The following is a 16,398-nucleotide window of genomic DNA, read 5'->3' on the forward strand; positions in this document are numbered from 1 at the left end:
CCTTGTGGTCCAGGACACACCACGGGCATCGGGGGCAGAGCCATGCGCAGGCACGGAACGAGCCGTACGACACTCACCTGGACGGCGCTCGCCGCGGCGGCCGCCCTCACCCTCTCGGCGTGCGGGGACGACGGCACGCAGGAGCCGCGAGGGCCCGAGGGCAGCACGGCCGCGCCCCGGGTGCAGTTACCGAAACTGCCCGGCGAGAAGATCGAGGTCGCCGCGGTCTGGACGGGCCCGGAGCAGGAGAACTTCACGAAGGTGCTGAAGGAGTTCGAGAAGCGGACGGGTGCCTCCGTCACCTTCGTCCCGGCACAGGACCCGATCGTCACCTTCCTCGGCACGAAGATCGCGGGTGGTGCGCCGCCGGACGTGGCGCTGCTCCCGCAGGTCGGGGCGCTGACGGCGGCGGTGGAGAACAAGTGGGCGCAGCCGCTGGGCCCGGAGGCCGCCGCCCAGCTCGACGCGAACTACTCGAAGGGCTGGAAGCAGCTCGGCGCCGTCGGGGGCACCCAGTACGGCGTGTACTACAAGGCCGCCAACAAGTCGCTGATCTGGTACAACGCGAAGGCCTTCGAGGCGGCGGGGGTCAAGCCGCCGAAGACCTGGAAGGAACTGATCGCCGCCGCCGACACGCTGTCCGCCTCCGGCACCCCGGCCGTGTCGGTGGCCGGTGCGGACGGCTGGACCCTCACGGACTGGTTCGAGAACATCTATCTCTCCCAGGCCGGGCCGGAGAAGTACGACCAGCTGGCCAAGCACCAGATCAAGTGGACCGACGACAGCGTCAAGCAGGCGCTGACCACGCTCGGCGAGCTGTTCGGCCGCAAGGACTTCCTGGCGGGCGGGCCGAGCGGGGCCCTGGCCACCGAGTTCCCGAAGTCGGTGACGCAGACCTTCACCGGCGGCGACCGGCCGGCCGCCGCGATGGTCTTCGAGGGCGACTTCGTGGCGGTGAACATCGCGCAGACGGAGGCGAAGGTCGGTGAGGACGCCCTCGTCTTCCCCTTCCCGGCGGTCGGCGAGAAGGCCCCGGTGGTATCGGGCGGCGACGTGGCGGTCGCCCTCAAGCCGTCGAAGGGGGCGCAGGCCCTGCTGACCTTCCTGGCGTCGCCGGACGCGGCGGAGATCCACGCCCGGCAGGGCGGTTTCGTCTCCCCGAACAAGGCCGTGGACCCCGGTGCCTATCCGAACGCCATCCAGCGGGACATCGCCAAGGCGCTGATCGCCGCGGGTGACGACTTCCGCTTCGACATGTCGGACCAGGCGCCGGCGGCCTTCGGCGGGACCCCGGGGGCGGGTGAGTGGAAGGCGCTCCAGGACTTCCTGGCCAACCCGTCGGACGTGGCGGGCACCCAGGCGAAACTGGAGGCGGACGCGGCGAAGGCCTACGGGAACTGATCCCGTGCCGGCCCCTGCCGCTCCCCCGGCCGGCTCCGTCCCCGGCCCTGCCACCGGACCTGCCACCGGCCCCGCCCCCAAGGGTGTCGTCTCCGCGGAGGCCCGCCGCCGCCGGCTGATCGCGGCGGCGTTCCTCCTGCCGGCGCTCGTGCTGCTCGGTGCGCTCGTCGTGCACCCGATCGGCTACTCCCTCTACCGCAGCTTCTTCGACCGGTCCGGCGACACCTTCGTCGGCGGTGACAACTACCGGGAGATCCTGAGCGACGACACGATCCGCACCGCCCTGAAGAACACGGCGCTCTGGGTGGTGTTCGCCCCGGCCATGGCCACCGCCCTCGGCCTGGTCTTCGCGGTGCTCACCGAACGGGTGCGCTGGGGGACGGCGTTCAAGCTGCTGGTCTTCATGCCGATGGCGATCTCGATGCTGGCCGCGGGCATCATCTTCCGGCTCGTCTACGACCACGATCCCGACCGCGGGGTCGCCAACGCGGTCTGGGTCGGGGTCCACGACACCTTCGCCCCGTCCTCGGCGTTCCCCAAGGCCCGCCCGGGCCGGGACTCGCCGCTCGTGGACGCGGGCGGCGGTGCCTTCGTCACCCGCGATCCCGTCCGCGCGGGTACGCCGGTGCTGCTCCCGCTGGTCGGCGTGGCCCCGGAGGCGCTCCCGGAGGGGACCCGTACGGCGGGCAGGCCGGACGCCGTGCCGGGGAAGGTCACCGGCACCGTCTGGCAGGACTTCACCCGGGGCGGGGGCGGTTCGTCGAACGTGGTCGACCCGGCCGAGCAGGGCTTCTCCGGGATGCGGATCGAGGCGGTCGAGGACGGCCGGGTGGTCGACACGGCGACGGCCGCGGCGGACGGCACCTTCACCCTCTCCGCGAAGGCCGACGGGGCCCTGCTGCGGCTGCCCGCGGCCAACTTCCGGGAGGCGTACGCGGGGGTGGAGTGGCTCGGCCCGGCGCTGGTCACCCCGGCGGTCATCGGGGCGTACGTATGGATGTGGGCCGGTTTCGCGATGGTGCTGATCGCGGCCGGGCTGGCCGCCGTACCGCGTGAGCTGCTGGAGGCGGCGCGCGTGGACGGGGCGAACGAGTGGCAGGTGTTCCGGCGGATCACCGTCCCGCTGCTGGCGCCCGTCCTGGCGGTCGTGCTCGTCACCCTCGTCATCAACGTCATGAAGATCTTCGACCTGGTCTTCGTGATCGCGCCGGGCGCGGTCCAGGACGACGCGAACGTGCTCGCGCTGCAGCTGTACCGGACCTCCTTCGGCACGGACGCCGATCCGGGGCTGGGCAGCGCCATCGCCGTGCTGCTGCTGGTGCTGGTGATCCCGGTGATGCTCGTGAACATCCGTCGGCTGCGCAAGGAGGGGTCCCGATGAGCGGTACCGACGCGACGCCGGACCCCGCGCGGAGGGCCACGGCGGGCGGCGCCGGACGGCCGCACCGCACGGAACCAGACCCGGGGAGGACGCCCGGCCCCGCGAAGGCGGCGGGGCCGGTGACGGAAGCGGGGCCGGTGACGGAAGCGGGCCGGGTGACGGATGCGGGCCGGGTGACGGATGCGGGCCTCGAAGGGCGCCGCGCCCCGGCAAGGACCAGGGTCCCGTTCGCCGAGCGGGCCGCGGGCCGGCTGGCCGCGGGCGCCCTGCGCGTCTTCCTGGTCGTGATGGCGCTCTTCTGGCTGCTGCCCACGCTCGGGCTGCTGCTCTCCTCGTTCGTCTCCCCCACCGACCTCAACAGCGGTGGCTGGTGGCAGGTGTTCACGGCGCCCTCGCGGCTGACGGCCGACAACTACGAGCGGCTGCTGGCGAACGACACCATCACGGGCTCCCTCCTGAACACGTTCGCGATCGCCGTGCCGGCCACCCTGCTGGTCGTGGCCCTGGGCTCGTTCGCCGGATACGCCTTCGCCTGGCTGGAGTTCCCCGGCCGGGACTGGCTGTTCCTCCTCGTCGTCGGACTGCTCGTGGTCCCCGTACAGGTGGCGCTGATCCCGGTCTCCGAACTCTTCGGTTCCATCGGGCTGTTCGAGACCACGGCGGGCGTGGTCCTCTTCCACACCGCCTTCGGGCTCCCCTTCGCCGTCTTCCTGCTGCGCAACTTCTTCGCCGAGATCCCGCGCGAACTGCTGGAGGCGGCCCGCCTGGACGGGGCGGGTGAACTGAGGCTGTTCGCACGGGTGGTGCTGCCGCTCGGCGGGCCGGCGATCGCCTCGCTCGCCGTCTTCCAGTTCCTGTGGGTGTGGAACGACATGCTGGTGGCGCTGGTGTTCGCCGACTCGGCCCACCCGCCGGTCACCGTCGCGCTCCAGCAGCAGGTACGGCAGTTCGGGAACAACATCGACGTGCTCGCGCCCGGCGCGTTCCTGTCGATGGCGGTCCCGCTCGTCGTCTTCTTCGCCTTCCAACGGCAGTTCGTCTCGGGGGTGATGGCCGGGGCGATCAAGTAGCTCCCCCTCCGCACACCGCCTGACGTGGCCCTTCGGCACCGGGTAACCCGAATGCCGCACACCGCGTAACCCGATCGCCACGCCGGGGGTTCCTGGGCCATATGCCCGCGCCGACCCCTGGATGTGCCGTGCCCCGGTTCAGCGTCATCGTGCCCGCGTACAAGGTCCAGGCCTACCTCCAGGAGAGTCTGGACTCCGTCCTGGCTCAGTCGTACCCGGACCTGGAGCTGATCGCGGTCGACGACGCCTCCCCGGACGCCTGCGGTTCGATCATCGACGAGTACGCGGCGCGCGACCCCCGGGTGACGGCCGTCCACCTGGCGCACAACCTGGGCCCGGGACCGGCGCGCAACGCGGGTCTGGCGCGGGCCACCGGCGACTACCTGATCTTCCTCGACGGCGATGACACGCTCGCCCCCGGCGCCCTGCAGGCCATCACCGACCGGCTGAAGGCCACCGGCTCACCCGACGTCCTGGTCTACGACCACGCGCGCACCTTCTGGTCGGGCGAACTCGTCCGCGACCGCCTCGGCGACCGGCTGTCGCAGGAGGGACCGGCCAGCTTCCGGCTCGCCGACCGTCCGGCCCTCCTCGGCATGCTGCCGGCGGTCTGGAACAAGGCCTACCGGCGCGAGTACGTGGAGCGCGAGGGACTCGCGTTCCCGCCCGGCTTCTACGAGGACACCCCCTGGACCTACCCGGCCCTGCTGGCCGCGGAGTCCGTCGCCGTCCTGGACCGGGTCTGCGTCCACTACCGGCAGCGGCGCACCGGCTCGGTCCGCACCACCACCAGCCGCCGCCACCTCGACGTGTTCGACCAGTACGACCGGGTCTTCGGCTACCTCGCCGGCCGCCCCGGGCTGGAGCGCTGGCGCCCCACCCTGCACCGCCGGATGGCCGAGCACTTCTGCGCCCTGTACGCCGACCCGCGCCGCCTCCCGCGCGCCGCCCGGGCCGAGTTCTTCGCCCGCGCCTGCGCCCTGCTGCGCCGCCACCACGTCCCCGGCGGCAGCAGCGCCCTGCCGCCGTCGCCGGCCCGGACCGACCGGGTCCGGCACACGCTGATGCGGCTGGGCGCCCGGCGCACCTACCGGCTGCTGTCGGCGCTGTGCTCGGCGGGGCCGGCACTGGGCCGCGCGGCCGCGGCGCTGGGGCGGGGCCTGCGGGAAACGGCCCTGCGCCTGCACTACCGGATCCAGCGCCTCCTGCCCGTGCGCCGGGAACTGGCGGTCTTCTCCGCGTACTGGCACGGCGGCTACGCCTGCAATCCGGCGGCGATCGAGGCCAAACTGCGGGAGCTCGCGCCGCGGATGCGCACGGCGTGGATCTGCGGACCGGAGCACGCCCCGACCCTGCCCCGCGAGACGACGGCACTGCGCCCGGGCTCGGCGGCGTACTGGACCGCCCTGGCCAGGGCCGGCTACCTGGTCACGAACGTCAACTTCGACCGCGCCCTGGTCAAGCGCCCGGGCCAGACCCTCGTCCAGACCCAGCACGGCACCCCGCTCAAGCGCGTGGGCCTCGACCTCCAGGACCGCCCGGCGGCCACCCCGACGACGGACTTCGCGGGCCTGCTGCGCGGCGCCGACCAGTGGGACTACCTGCTCTCCTCGAACCGGCACTCCACCCTGGTGTGGGAGAAGGCCGTCCCCTCCTCCTACACGACGCTGGAGTACGGCTACCCGCGCAACGACGTCTTCCACCGGGCGGGCCCGGCCGAGGTGCTGGAGCTGCGCGAACGCCTCGGCATCCCGGCGGACTCGACGGCCGTGCTGTACGCGCCCACGCACCGTGACTACCGGCGCAGTCGGCCGGAGCACCTGGACTTCGAGCGGGTGCTGCGGGACCTGGGCCCGCGCTTCACGATCCTGGTCCGCAACCACCTCACGTACGCGGACCTCCCGCCCTCCCCGGACCCGCACCCCCGGCTGATCGACGTCTCCTCCCACCCCTCGGTGGAGGAGCTCTGCCTGGCTTCGGACGCGCTGGTGACGGACTACTCGTCCCTGATGTTCGACTACGCGGCCCTGGACCGGCCGATCGTGATCCACGCGGACGACCGTGAGGCGTACGAGGCGGCCCGCGGCACGTACTTCGACCTGCGGTCGTGCCCGCCCGGTGCGATCGCCCGGACCGAGGACGAGCTGGTGGACATCTTCAGCACGGGCCACTGGCAGGGCTCGCGCTCCGCGCAGCTGCGGGCGGCCTTCCGCGCGCGCTTCTGCTCGTACGACGACGGCCACGCGGCGGAGCGGGTGGTGCGCCGGGTCTTCCTCGGGCAGGCGGCCCCGATCCCGGCGGTCATCCCCCTGGAGGACCGCCGCCCCACCCCGCCGTCCGCGCCCCCGACCCGCACCCCGGAGCCGGCACTCGCCCCGCTGACCGCCCCGCTCCTCTGGCAGTAGCCGGTCCGCGTCTCCCCGGCCGCTCGGGGGATTCGGAGGGCGGCCGGTCCGTCGTCGAACCCCGGCGCGGGACGGTCAGGGCGTGGGTGGGGTGGCCGTCAGGCCGGCCACCACCGACCGGGCCAGGTCGTCGAGGTATCCGCGGGTGACCTCGTCACGGACCACGACCTGGCGCCAGTACAGCGGCCCGATGGCCAGGTCGAGCGCCCGCCCCGGGTCGGTGCCCTCGGCCAGCTCGCCGCGCGCCACGGCGCCGGAGACGATCCCCTCCGCCATGCGGCGCTGTCCGTCGAGCAGCGCGCCGCGCACCGCTTCGGCGATCTCCGGGTTGCGCGCCGCCTCCACGAGCAGGTCGGGGATCACCGCGGAGGCCACCGGGTGCCGCAGCACGTGTGACATGACCTCCAGCAGGGCCCGTACGTCCCCGTACAGCGAGCCGGTCGCGGGCACCGGCAGGCCGTCCACCGCGAAGGCCCCCACCAGGTCCAGCACCAGGTGCAGCTTCGACTTCCACCGCCGGTAGACCGCGGTCTTGCCGACCCCCGCCCGCCGGGCGATGCCCTCGATGGACATCTTCGAGAAGCCGACCGCGGCCAGTTCCTCCACCACCGCGTCGCGGATCGCCGCCGTCACGTCCGCGCGCAGGACGGCGGCCCCGGCGGGGGCTCTACGGGCGGGGGCGGACGTGGTGGCGGCGGAATCCGGGGTCATGCGGAGAGCATAGCCGCGCCCTCGTCACGACGATACGGTTGCGTTCCGACGCGGCACGTCCTAACCTCACCGTAGCGACGATACGGACCCGTTCCGACCTCGGCAGTGACGTACCGACCCCGTCGAAAGCGAACCCTGTGACCACCGCGACCGCACCCAAGACCGCGCCCCCTCCCGCGCCCTCCGCGGAACTCGCGCGGCTCGCCGCCGCCCACGGCCTCACGCTCAGCGGCGCCCGCCCCACACTCCCCCGCTACATCGCGGAGCTCTGGGACCGCCGCCACTTCGTGACCGCGTACGCGACCGCCCGTATGCAGGCCACGTACAGCACCGCCAGGCTGGGGCAGCTCTGGCACCTCGTGACCCCGCTGCTCAACGCGGCCGTCTACTACTTCATCTTCGGCATCGTGATGAAGGCCAGCCACGACGTGCCCGACTACGTGCCCTTCCTGATCACCGGCATCTTCGTCTGGGACTTCATCGGCAGCTCCGTCAACGCCGCCACCCGCTCCGTCCACAGCAACCGCGGCCTGGTCCGCGCCCTGCACTTCCCGCGTGCCAGCCTGCCCATCTCCACCGTCGTCCAGCTCTTCCAGCAGCTGCTCGTCACCATGGGCGCACTGGTCGTCCTGCTGCTGGCCTTCGGCCAGCGCCCCGCCTGGTCCTGGTTCCTGGCCGTACCCGCCCTGCTGCTGATGGCCGTCTTCGCCGCGGGCTGCGCGATGGTCATGGCGCGCATCGGCAGCAAGAGCCCGGACGTCAGCCAGCTGATGCCCTTCGTCCTGCGGACCTGGATGTACTCCTCGGGCGTCATGTGGTCCATCGACCAGATGATCAAGTCGGACCATCTGCCGCACTGGGTGCTCATGGCGCTCAAGTTCAACCCCGCGGCCGTCTACATCGACCTGATGCGCTTCTCGCTGATCGACAGCTTCCAGGCGCACTCGCTCCCGCCCCACGCGTGGCTCGTCGCCCTCGGCTGGGCCCTGCTGGCCGGCGTCGGCGGCTTCATCTGGTTCTGGAAGGCAGAAGAGGAGTACGGCCGTGGCTGACACCGCGACGAAGACCGACACCCGGGTACCGACCGTCATCGCCGACGGGGTCCACGTCATCTACAAGGTCGGCGCCGGCGCCCGCAAGGGCGGCGCCACCGCGGCGCTCAGCCGGGTCTTCTCCCGCAAGCAGCCGGCGGGCATGAAGGAGGTGCACGCCGTCAAGGGCGTCACCTTCACCGCGTACAAGGGCGAGGCCATCGGCCTCATCGGCACCAACGGCTCGGGCAAGTCCACCCTGCTGGCCGCCATAGCCGGCCTCCAGCCGGTGGCCCACGGCCGGATCTACTCGCACGGCCAGCCGTCCCTGCTCGGCGTGAACGCGGCCCTGATGAACGACCTGACCGGCGAACGCAACGTCGTCCTCGGCGGCCTCGCGATGGGCATGTCCAGGCAGCAGATCCGCGAGCGCTACCAGGGCATCGTCGACTTCTCCGGCATCAACGAGAAGGGCGACTTCATCTCCCTGCCCATGCGGACGTACTCCTCCGGCATGGGCGCCCGGCTGCGCTTCTCCATCGCCGCCGCCAAGGACCACGACGTCCTGATGATCGACGAGGCCCTGGCCACCGGCGACGCCGCCTTCCAGCGCCGCAGCCAGGCCCGCATCGAGGAACTCCGCGAGCACGCCGGCACCGTCTTCCTCGTCAGCCACGGCATCAACACGGTCCGCGAGACCTGCGACCGCGCGATCTGGCTGGAGGCGGGGGTGCTCCGCATGGACGGCCCCTCCGACGAGGTCTGCGACGCCTACGAGGCCTTCACGTCGGGCCGCTGACCAGCCCCGCTCAGACCTGCGCCTCAATCGCCGGCGGGGCTGGAAAATCCAGCCCCGCCGGCGATTGAGGCGATCTTTCAGCCCCGCCGGCGATTGAGGCGCGGGGGCCGACGCGAACGGGCCGGGCCCGGGACCACACGGTCCCGGGCCCGGCCCGTTCGGCGAAGCCGACCGATCAGCTGTGCACGCGCAGCAGCGACCGCATCGTCCGCATCGCCACCGACAGGTTCGCCAGGTCGAAGTCGTCCGACCCCTGGATCTCGTCCAGAGTCGTCCGCGCCCGCCCGATGATGGCCGTGTTCTTCTCCTCCCACGCCTGGAAGCGCTCCTCGGGAGTCGACGTGCCGTTGCCCACCGACAGCACGTCCGCGGTCAGCGCCGCGTGCGCCGCGAACAGGTCCTCGCGGATCGAGGCGCGGGCCATCGACTGCCAGCGGTCGGACCGCGGCAGCTCGATGATCCGGTCCATCAGCTGGGTGATGGCCAGCCGGTCGGCGAGGTCGTAGTACACCTCGGCGACCTCCAGCGGGTCCACACCCGTGCGGTCCGCGATCGCGACGATGTCCAGCGCCGGGAAGGCGGAGGAGAACCCGGCCACCTTGGCGGCCAGTTCCTCCGGGACGCCCTCGCCCGTCAGCTCGTCCAGGATCGACTGGTACCACTCCAGGTCGGCGCCGCGCACCAGCTTCGGCAGCTCGGCCCAGACCTGGCCCACGCGCTCCTGGAAGAAGGCGATGGTCTCGGTGATCTGGAGCGGCTGCGGCCGGTTGTTCAGCAGCCAGCGGGTACCGCGCTCGACCAGGCGCCGCGAGTGCAGCCGCACCCGGGTCTGGACGTCGGCGGCGACCTTGTTGTCGAGCGCCTCCACCGCGTCCCACACGTCGGCCAGGCCGAAGATCTCGCGGGCCGCGAGCTGCGCGCGCACGATCTCCTCCGTGGAGGCCCCGCTCTCCTCGCGCAGGCGGTGCAGGAAGGTCGAACCACCCGTGTTGACGGTGTCGTTGACCAGGAGGGTGGTGATGATCTCCCGGCGCAGCGCGTGCGCGTCGATCTGCTCGGTGAGCCGCTCGGCCAGGGCGGCCGGGAAGTACGCGAAGAGCAGACGGCGCAGGTACGGGTCGTCCGGCAGCTCGGTGGCGATGAGCTCGTCCGCCACCGTGATCTTGGTGTAGGCGAACAGCACGGCCAGTTCCGGCTGGGTCAGGCCCTTGCCGCCGCTCAGCAGCTCGCGGATCTGCCGGTCGGTGGGCAGGAACTCCAGCGCCCGGTCGAGGCGTCCGTCGCGCTCCAGCCGCCGCATGTAGCGCTGCTGGGCGTGGAGCAGGCTCGGGGCCTGGGCAGCGCCGTTGGCGAGTGCGACGTTCTGCGCGTAGTTGTTGCGCAGCACCAGGCGGCCGACCTCGTCGGTCATCTGGGCGAGGAGCTTGTTGCGCTGCTTGACGGTCATGTCGCCTTCGGTGACGACCGCGTTGAGCAGGATCTTGATGTTCACCTCGTGGTCGGAGGTGTCCACGCCCGCGCTGTTGTCGATGGCGTCGGTGTTGACCTTGCCGCCCTCGCCGCCGGCACCGGTGCGGGCGAACTCGATCCGGCCGAGCTGGGTCAGGCCCAGGTTGCCGCCCTCGCCGATGACCTTGGCCCGCACGTCGGAGCCGTTGACGCGGATGGCGTCGTTGGCCTTGTCGCCGACGTCGGCGTGCGTCTCGGCGGTGGCCTTGACGTACGTACCGATGCCGCCGTTCCACAGCAGGTCCACGGGGGACTGCAGGATCGCCTTCATCAGGTCGGCCGGGGTCATCTTGGTGACGCCCGCCTCGATGCCCAGGGCCTCACGGACCTGCGCGGTGATCGGGACGGCCTTCGCGGTACGCGGGTGGATGCCACCGCCCGCGGAGATCAGCGAGGTGTCGTAGTCGGCCCACGAGGAGCGCGGCAGCTCGAACAGGCGCCGGCGCTCGGCGTAGGAGGTGGCCGCGTCCGGGTGCGGGTCGATGAAGATGTGCCGGTGGTCGAAGGCGGCGACCAGGCGGATGTGCTCGGAGAGCAGCATGCCGTTGCCGAACACGTCACCGGACATGTCGCCGACGCCGACGACCGTGAAGTCCTCGGTCTGGGTGTCGTGGCCCAGCTCGCGGAAGTGCCGCTTGACGGACTCCCACGCGCCGCGGGCGGTGATGCCCATGCCCTTGTGGTCGTAGCCGGCCGAGCCGCCCGAGGCGAAGGCGTCGCCGAGCCAGAAGCCGTAGGACTCGGCCACGCCGTTGGCGATGTCGGAGAAGGTCGCGGTGCCCTTGTCGGCGGCGACGACGAGGTAGGTGTCGTCCTCGTCGTGGCGGACCACGCCCTTGGGGGGCAGGACCTCGCCGGCGACCATGTTGTCGGTGATGTCGAGCAGCGCCGAGATGAAGATCTTGTACGAGGCGATGCCCTCGGCGAGCCAGGCGTCACGGTCCACCGACGGGTCGGGAAGGTTCTTCGCGACGAATCCGCCCTTGGCGCCGACCGGCACGATGACGGTGTTCTTGACCATCTGCGCCTTGACCAGGCCGAGGATCTCCGTACGGAAGTCCTCACGGCGGTCGGACCAGCGCAGGCCGCCTCGGGCGACCTTGCCGAAGCGCAGGTGGACGCCCTCGACGCGCGGGGAGTAGACCCAGATCTCGAAGGCCGGACGCGGCGCCGGCAGGTCCGGGATCGCCTGCGGGTCGAACTTCATCGACACGTAGGAGTGCTGCTCGCCCACGCCGTTGAGCTGGAAGAAGTTCGTGCGCAGCGTGGCCTTGATGAGGGTGAGGAAGGCCCGCAGGATGCGGTCCTCGTCGAGCGAGGCGACCTGGTCCAGGGCCCCGTCGAGCTCCTCCAGCATGGCGTCCACGAGCTCGCTGCCGGCGGTCTGGCGCACGGGCGCCATCCGGGCCTCGAAGAGCGAGACCAGCAGGCGGGTGGTGTGGACGTTGTTGCGGAGGGTGTCCTCCATGTAGTCCTGGCTGAAGGTGGACCCGGCCTGGCGCAGGTACTTGGCGTACGCGCGCAGGACGACGGCCTGTCGCCAGGTGAGGCCGGCGCTCAGCACCAGGGCGTTGAAGTTGTCGTTCTCGGCGTCGCCCTGCCAGACCGCGGCGAAGGCGTCCTGGAAGCGCTCACGGGCGTCGTCGCCGAGGTAGGCGTCCCCGTTGCCGGTGACGGGCATCCGCAGACCGAAGTCGTAGATCCAGGCGCTGACCCGGTCGGAGCGGCGCAGCTCGTAGGGGCGCTCGTCGGTGACCTCGACGCCCAGGCGCTGCAGCACCGGCAGGACCGCGGACAGGGAGACCTGGTCGCCGGTACGGAAGATCTTGAAGCGGCGCTCGCCGGGGCCCGCGCCCACGGGCTCGTAGAGCGAGAGCGCGAACTTGCTGTCGCTGGCGGCGAGCCGCTCCAGGTGGACCAGGTCGGCGACGGCCGCGCGCGGCGAGTGGTCGGCCTTGTAGCCCTCGGAGAAGGAGGTGCCGTAGCGGCGCAGCAGCTCGGCGGCGCGCTCCTCGCCGCATTCGGCGATCAGCGCTTCCTGGAAGCCGTCGGACCAGGAACGGGCGGCCTCGACGAGACGGCCCTCGATGCGCTCGACGTCCGAGTCGGTCAGCGCGGGCAGCTCGGTGCCCTGCGGGACGCGGACGACGAAGTGGATGCGGGAGAGGATCGACTCGGTGTTCCACGCGGTGAAGTCGACGCTGATGCCGCCGAGCTCCTCGCGCAGGATGTCCATCAGGCGCAGCCGCACGCCGGTGGTGAACCGGTCGCGGGGCAGGTAGACGAGCGCCGAGTAGTAGCGGCCGTACTCGTCCTGGCGCAGGTACAGCCGCAGCCGACGGCGTTCCTGGAGGTACAGGACGGAGGTGACGATGGCCTGGAGCTGGTCGACCGGGGTCTGGAACAGCTCGTCGCGCGGGTAGGTCTCCAGGATCTGCAGGAGGTCGCGGCCGTCGTGGCTGCTCGGCGCGAAGCCCGCGCCGTCGAGGACCTCGACGACCTTGCGGCGGATCACCGGGACGCGGCGCACGGACTCGGTGTACGCGGCGGAGGAGAACAGGCCGAGGAAGCGGCGCTCGCCGACGACGTTGCCGTCGGCGTCGAACTTCTTGACGCCCACGTAGTCGAGGTACGAGGGGCGGTGCACGGTGGAGCGGCTGTTGGCCTTGGTCAGCACCAGCAGACGGTGTTCGCGGGCCTTGGCGCGGGCGTCGGCCGGCAGCCGGTTGAAGGACGGCGAGACCGGGTGGCCGTCGTCCTTGCCGCTGTGGTGCGGGTCGGAGCGCAGGATGCCGAGGCCGGTGCCGGGCACGGCGGCCAGGGAGTCGCCGTCGACGAGGTTGTACTCGCGGTAGCCGAGGAAGGTGAAGTGGTCGTCGGCGAGCCAGCGCAGCAGCTCACGGGCCTCTTCGAGCTCGTACTCGCGCAGGTCGGGGGCGGTGTGCTCCTCGGGCAGGCCCTCGGCGATGCGCAGCGCGGCGTCGCGCATCTTCTCCCAGTCCTCGACGGACTCGCGTACGTCGGACAGGACGCGCAGCAGGTCGGCGTTGATCTGCTTGAGGTCGGCGCGGTCGGTCTCGCGGTCGATCTCGACGTGGATCCAGGACTCGACGAGGGAGTCGTGGGGGCGCGCCGTGCGGGGACCGTGGGCGTCGCAGTCGGGGCCGAGGATCTCGATCAGCTTGCCGGTGACGTCACGGCGGACGACGACCTGCGGGTGGATCACGACGTGGATGCCGCGGCCCTGGCGGGACAGCTCGTTCGTCACGGAGTCCACGAGGAAGGGCATGTCGTCGGTGACGACCTCGACGACGGAGTGGCTGGAGGTCCAGCCGTTCTCCTCCACCGTGGGGGTGTGCACGCGTACGTTCGCGGTGCCCTGCGGCCGGTTCTCGGCGAGCCGGTAGTGCGAGAGCGCGGCTCCGAACACGTCGACCGGGTCCCGGTCCGCGAGGTCCTCGGGCGCCGTGTGCAGGTAGTAGCGCTGGAGGTAGGAGAGAACGGTGTCCTGATCCGGACGCTCTCCCCGCTCGGACCCAGTCGGAAGTAGCCCCCCGGCCGGGCTGTTCTCAGCTACCCGTGCCGCCCGCGCGAGCAGCTCGGCCTTTGCTTCGTCCAGCTTGGTCTGCATGTCCTCTGGCTCCTGTCGCGCGCCATTGCGTGACGTAGGTGAAGGAAGGAATGACATAGCGCCGCGAGGCGGGGTGTCCGTTCGGGATCGACGCTATGCCGTCGAGAGAGCCGACCGGGAGGGAATGAGCCATGATCGGCAGAACGTCCCGGGGGCGGGGATCAGCGAAGGCCCGGGCACGGTCGTGCGCCGGGCGCAGGCCGGAGGCTCCAGTGCCCCCGATGACTATCGCGCTGATCACGGGTACAAGGCTATCCCGACCTACCCCCAGGACGTCATTCGCTGCATCTGTACAAATCTTGGGGTGGAACTTTGACACTCTGGCCAGCGACGTGACCGCCCGTCCGTGCAGCGGCCTGTCCAGTCCTTATCCGGCCAGCTCGCGAGCTGTCCGGACGGCCTCGGCCAGGCTGTCCACGACCGGCACTCCGGCTGATTCCAGACTGCTGCGGCTGTGCGAGCCGCCCGTGTAGAGAACCGCCCGGGCGCCGACGTGGGCGGCGGCGAGGGCGTCGTCCACGGCGTCTCCGATGAGGACCGTACGGTCCGCCGTCACGCCCGTCCCGTCGAGGGCCGCCAGGTGGCGTACGAGGTGTCCCGCCTTGGAGGTGTGGGAGGGGCCGACGCGGCCGTCGACGCGCAGGAAGTGCTGGTCGATGCCGTGGGCCCGGACCAGTGGCACGAGCTTGTCGTGGGGCGCGAGGGACAGCAGGGACTGGGTGAGTCCGTCCAGCTGCCAGTCCCGGAGCAGCTCGCGGGCACCTTCGGTCAGCCCGGAGTCCGCGGCGGCGGCCCAGTAGTGGCGGTGGAAGGTGTCGTCCATGACGAGCCATTCCTCGTCGGTGGGCAGCCGTCCCATGAGGCGCTCGTAGAACCTCGGCACCGGTACGACGTACAGGTCGCGGTAGGTCTCCAGGGTGATCGGCGCGAAGCCGAGCTCGGCGAAGGAGGCGTTCGTCGCGACGATGACGGCGTCGATGTCGTGGAGGAGCGTCCCGTTCCAGTCCCAGACGATGTGGTTCGGGAGCGTCGTGACGGCCGTCGTGTCGGCGGTCGTGGCGGTCGTGTCGGTCACTTCAGCAGCCCCGGAATCTCCTGCACGCCGAACCACAGCAGCTCGTGGTCCTCGGCGGCGTCGACGGTGGACTGCGCGTCCGCGTCCCCGGCGTCGGCGGCCTCCAGGGCCCGCGCGGCGGCCGCCACGTCCTCCTCGGCGTCATCGGCGTCCACGTGCACGGCGGCGGCCACGGCGAGCCGCACGGCGGCGGCCAGGGCCACCCGGCCGAGGGCGGCCTCGTCGGCTCCGGGGGTGGCGGTGGCGGCCTTGTCGTCGACGTCGAGGGCGATCACCACGCGCCGGCGCGGGGCGCCCGCGTCCGCGGCGACGAGCCGCAGGGAGGCGAGCGCGGCGCGGTTCAGGGCCGCGTACTCCAGCTCCTCCATGTCCTCCGACACGTACCACTCGCGGAGCCCGGGGGTGACGGCGTACGCCAGCAGCGGGGCGGGGCCCAGCTCACCCGCCTGGTGCACCTCGGCGAGCCCGGGGAGGGTCAGGGGGACGTACACGCGCATGGCCGGCTGCTTTCGGTAGTCGGAAACGCCCTCAGGATACGACTCGGGCGGGGCCGGGCGGGTGACGGACTCCGTCCCCCTTCGGGGCGCCGGACCGGGAACGGCATCCGTCCACCGGGGTACGCGGACGGGCGCCGCCCGGGGCGGGGGACCGGCCGCCGCCCACCCGGATAGGTGAAGCGGGCCGGCCGCCGCGGGCGCTGCGGGCGTGGTTGCGGAGCGTGTGCGGCGGCCGTAGAAGATCCCCATCAAGTTACCGCCCGGTACCACTCCGGGCCCGGCCTGTTCGGGGGCAGCTGGCGATGGACACCACGATGCGCGGCACGACGACCGGCAACGACGGCGGCCGCCGGCGGCCGCCGGGCCGGGCCCGGACCCGGCCCGCGGGCCGGCGCGACCAGCGGCGCCCGGCCGGCCCCCCGCGCACCCTGCGGCTCGGCCCGCACCACTGGTTCGCCGAACGCCTCCTCGCGGTGGTCAGCGGCCTGCGCCCGGTCCACTCGCTCCTCGGCCACACCATCGGCCCGGCCTACCAGCAGCTGATCACCCTGGCCCCGACGGACCCCCTCCGCGACCGGCTGCGCCCGGTCGTCCGCCAGTGCGGCCGCTTCACCCCCGGCCCGGGCGTCATCGAGGCCTTCGCCCGCATCGCCACCGGCGACCGCCTCACCGCCATGGCCTTCCGCCTGGAACAGGGCCCGGACCTCCGCTGGCGCTGCGCGGCGGTGGAGATCCAGGGCCCCCGCCCGTGACCTGCCGCCGGCCCCGCACGTTCCCGCCCCGGCCCGGGACCACCCCCACTCCGCCGTGCGTCCCCTGCAGCCCCGCCGAGGCACCCTTCCAGCCCCGCCGAGGCACCCTTCCAGCCCCGCCGGCGTCTGAGGCGCC

11 protein-coding genes are annotated in these 16,398 nt (G+C 72.1%); 7 read left to right on the top strand and 4 right to left on the bottom strand.

Translation table 11 applies throughout. The features are described 5' to 3' along the window. Positions 1-42: 42 nt before the first annotated feature. From DEJ51_RS12425 to DEJ51_RS12440, 4 genes are all read left to right on the top strand, one after another. Entirely contained in the window at positions 43-1,401 is a 1,359-nt protein-coding gene (locus DEJ51_RS12425) for an ABC transporter substrate-binding protein (protein WP_150257650.1), read from the top strand. 4 nt (positions 1,402-1,405) lie between these two features. Beyond that, entirely contained in the window at positions 1,406-2,782 is a 1,377-nt protein-coding gene (locus DEJ51_RS12430) for a carbohydrate ABC transporter permease (RefSeq protein WP_190620338.1), read from the top strand. Between the two features lie 155 nt (positions 2,783-2,937). Beyond that, a complete protein-coding gene (locus DEJ51_RS12435; protein WP_411757391.1) occupies positions 2,938-3,852 on the top strand; it encodes a carbohydrate ABC transporter permease in 915 nt (304 codons plus the stop codon). Between the two features lie 128 nt (positions 3,853-3,980). Beyond that, positions 3,981-6,257 carry a bifunctional glycosyltransferase family 2 protein/CDP-glycerol:glycerophosphate glycerophosphotransferase gene (locus DEJ51_RS12440; RefSeq protein ID WP_150257651.1) on the top strand — a complete coding sequence of 759 codons (2,277 nt, stop codon included), beginning with the start codon at positions 3,981-3,983 and terminating at the stop codon, positions 6,255-6,257. A 75-nt stretch (positions 6,258-6,332) separates the two neighbouring features. Here the strand turns inward: DEJ51_RS12440 and DEJ51_RS12445 are convergent, their stop codons facing one another. After that, positions 6,333-6,968, bottom strand: coding sequence for a TetR/AcrR family transcriptional regulator (locus tag DEJ51_RS12445; protein ID WP_150257652.1), 636 nt, complete (start codon positions 6,966-6,968; stop codon positions 6,333-6,335). Between the two features lie 137 nt (positions 6,969-7,105). On the opposite strand from DEJ51_RS12445, the gene DEJ51_RS12450 reads away from it, so the two are divergent. Further along, a complete protein-coding gene (locus DEJ51_RS12450) occupies positions 7,106-8,020 on the top strand; it encodes an ABC transporter permease (protein WP_150257653.1) in 915 nt (304 codons plus the stop codon). Continuing rightward, positions 8,013-8,798: an ABC transporter ATP-binding protein gene (locus DEJ51_RS12455; RefSeq protein WP_150257654.1), complete on the top strand. Its 786-nt coding sequence runs from the start codon at positions 8,013-8,015 to the stop codon at positions 8,796-8,798. The genes DEJ51_RS12450 and DEJ51_RS12455 overlap by 8 nt, the downstream gene beginning before the upstream one ends. A 175-nt stretch (positions 8,799-8,973) precedes the next feature. Here the strand turns inward: DEJ51_RS12455 and DEJ51_RS12460 are convergent, their stop codons facing one another. The 3 genes from DEJ51_RS12460 to DEJ51_RS12470 form a co-directional block, all read right to left on the bottom strand. Beyond that, positions 8,974-13,938: an NAD-glutamate dehydrogenase gene (locus DEJ51_RS12460; RefSeq protein ID WP_150257655.1), complete on the bottom strand. Its 4,965-nt coding sequence runs from the start codon at positions 13,936-13,938 to the stop codon at positions 8,974-8,976. A 367-nt stretch (positions 13,939-14,305) separates the two neighbouring features. Beyond that, the gene (locus DEJ51_RS12465; protein WP_150257656.1) at positions 14,306-15,013 is read right to left on the bottom strand and encodes an HAD family hydrolase; all 708 of its coding nucleotides are present in this window, start codon (positions 15,011-15,013) and stop codon (positions 14,306-14,308) included. Further along, positions 15,010-15,510 carry a DUF6912 family protein gene (locus tag DEJ51_RS12470; RefSeq protein ID WP_150257657.1) on the bottom strand — a complete coding sequence of 167 codons (501 nt, stop codon included), beginning with the start codon at positions 15,508-15,510 and terminating at the stop codon, positions 15,010-15,012. The genes DEJ51_RS12465 and DEJ51_RS12470 overlap by 4 nt, the downstream gene beginning before the upstream one ends. Positions 15,511-15,824: 314 nt before the next feature. Here DEJ51_RS12470 and DEJ51_RS12475 point away from each other — a divergent pair, with 314 nt between their 5' ends. Continuing rightward, positions 15,825-16,262: an Rv3235 family protein gene (locus DEJ51_RS12475; RefSeq protein ID WP_190620909.1), complete on the top strand. Its 438-nt coding sequence runs from the start codon at positions 15,825-15,827 to the stop codon at positions 16,260-16,262. Positions 16,263-16,398: the final 136 nt, after the last annotated feature.

The sequence above is a fragment of the Streptomyces venezuelae genome (assembly GCF_008642275.1).
Lineage (GTDB): Bacteria > Actinomycetota > Actinomycetes > Streptomycetales > Streptomycetaceae > Streptomyces > Streptomyces venezuelae_E.

What these genes read in the sequence shown, in the direction of transcription:
- DEJ51_RS12470 (WP_150257657.1), bottom strand. Translation starts at nt 15,510, where the DNA reads ATGCGCGTGTACGTCCCCCTGACCCTCCCCGGGCTCGCCGAGGTGCAC.
- DEJ51_RS12445 (WP_150257652.1), bottom strand. Translation starts at nt 6,968, where the DNA reads ATGACCCCGGATTCCGCCGCCACCACGTCCGCCCCCGCCCGTAGAGCC.
- DEJ51_RS12460 (WP_150257655.1), bottom strand. Translation starts at nt 13,938, where the DNA reads ATGCAGACCAAGCTGGACGAAGCAAAGGCCGAGCTGCTCGCGCGGGCG.
- DEJ51_RS12425 (WP_150257650.1), top strand. Translation starts at nt 43, where the DNA reads ATGCGCAGGCACGGAACGAGCCGTACGACACTCACCTGGACGGCGCTC.
- DEJ51_RS12475 (WP_190620909.1), top strand. Translation starts at nt 15,825, where the DNA reads ATGCGCGGCACGACGACCGGCAACGACGGCGGCCGCCGGCGGCCGCCG.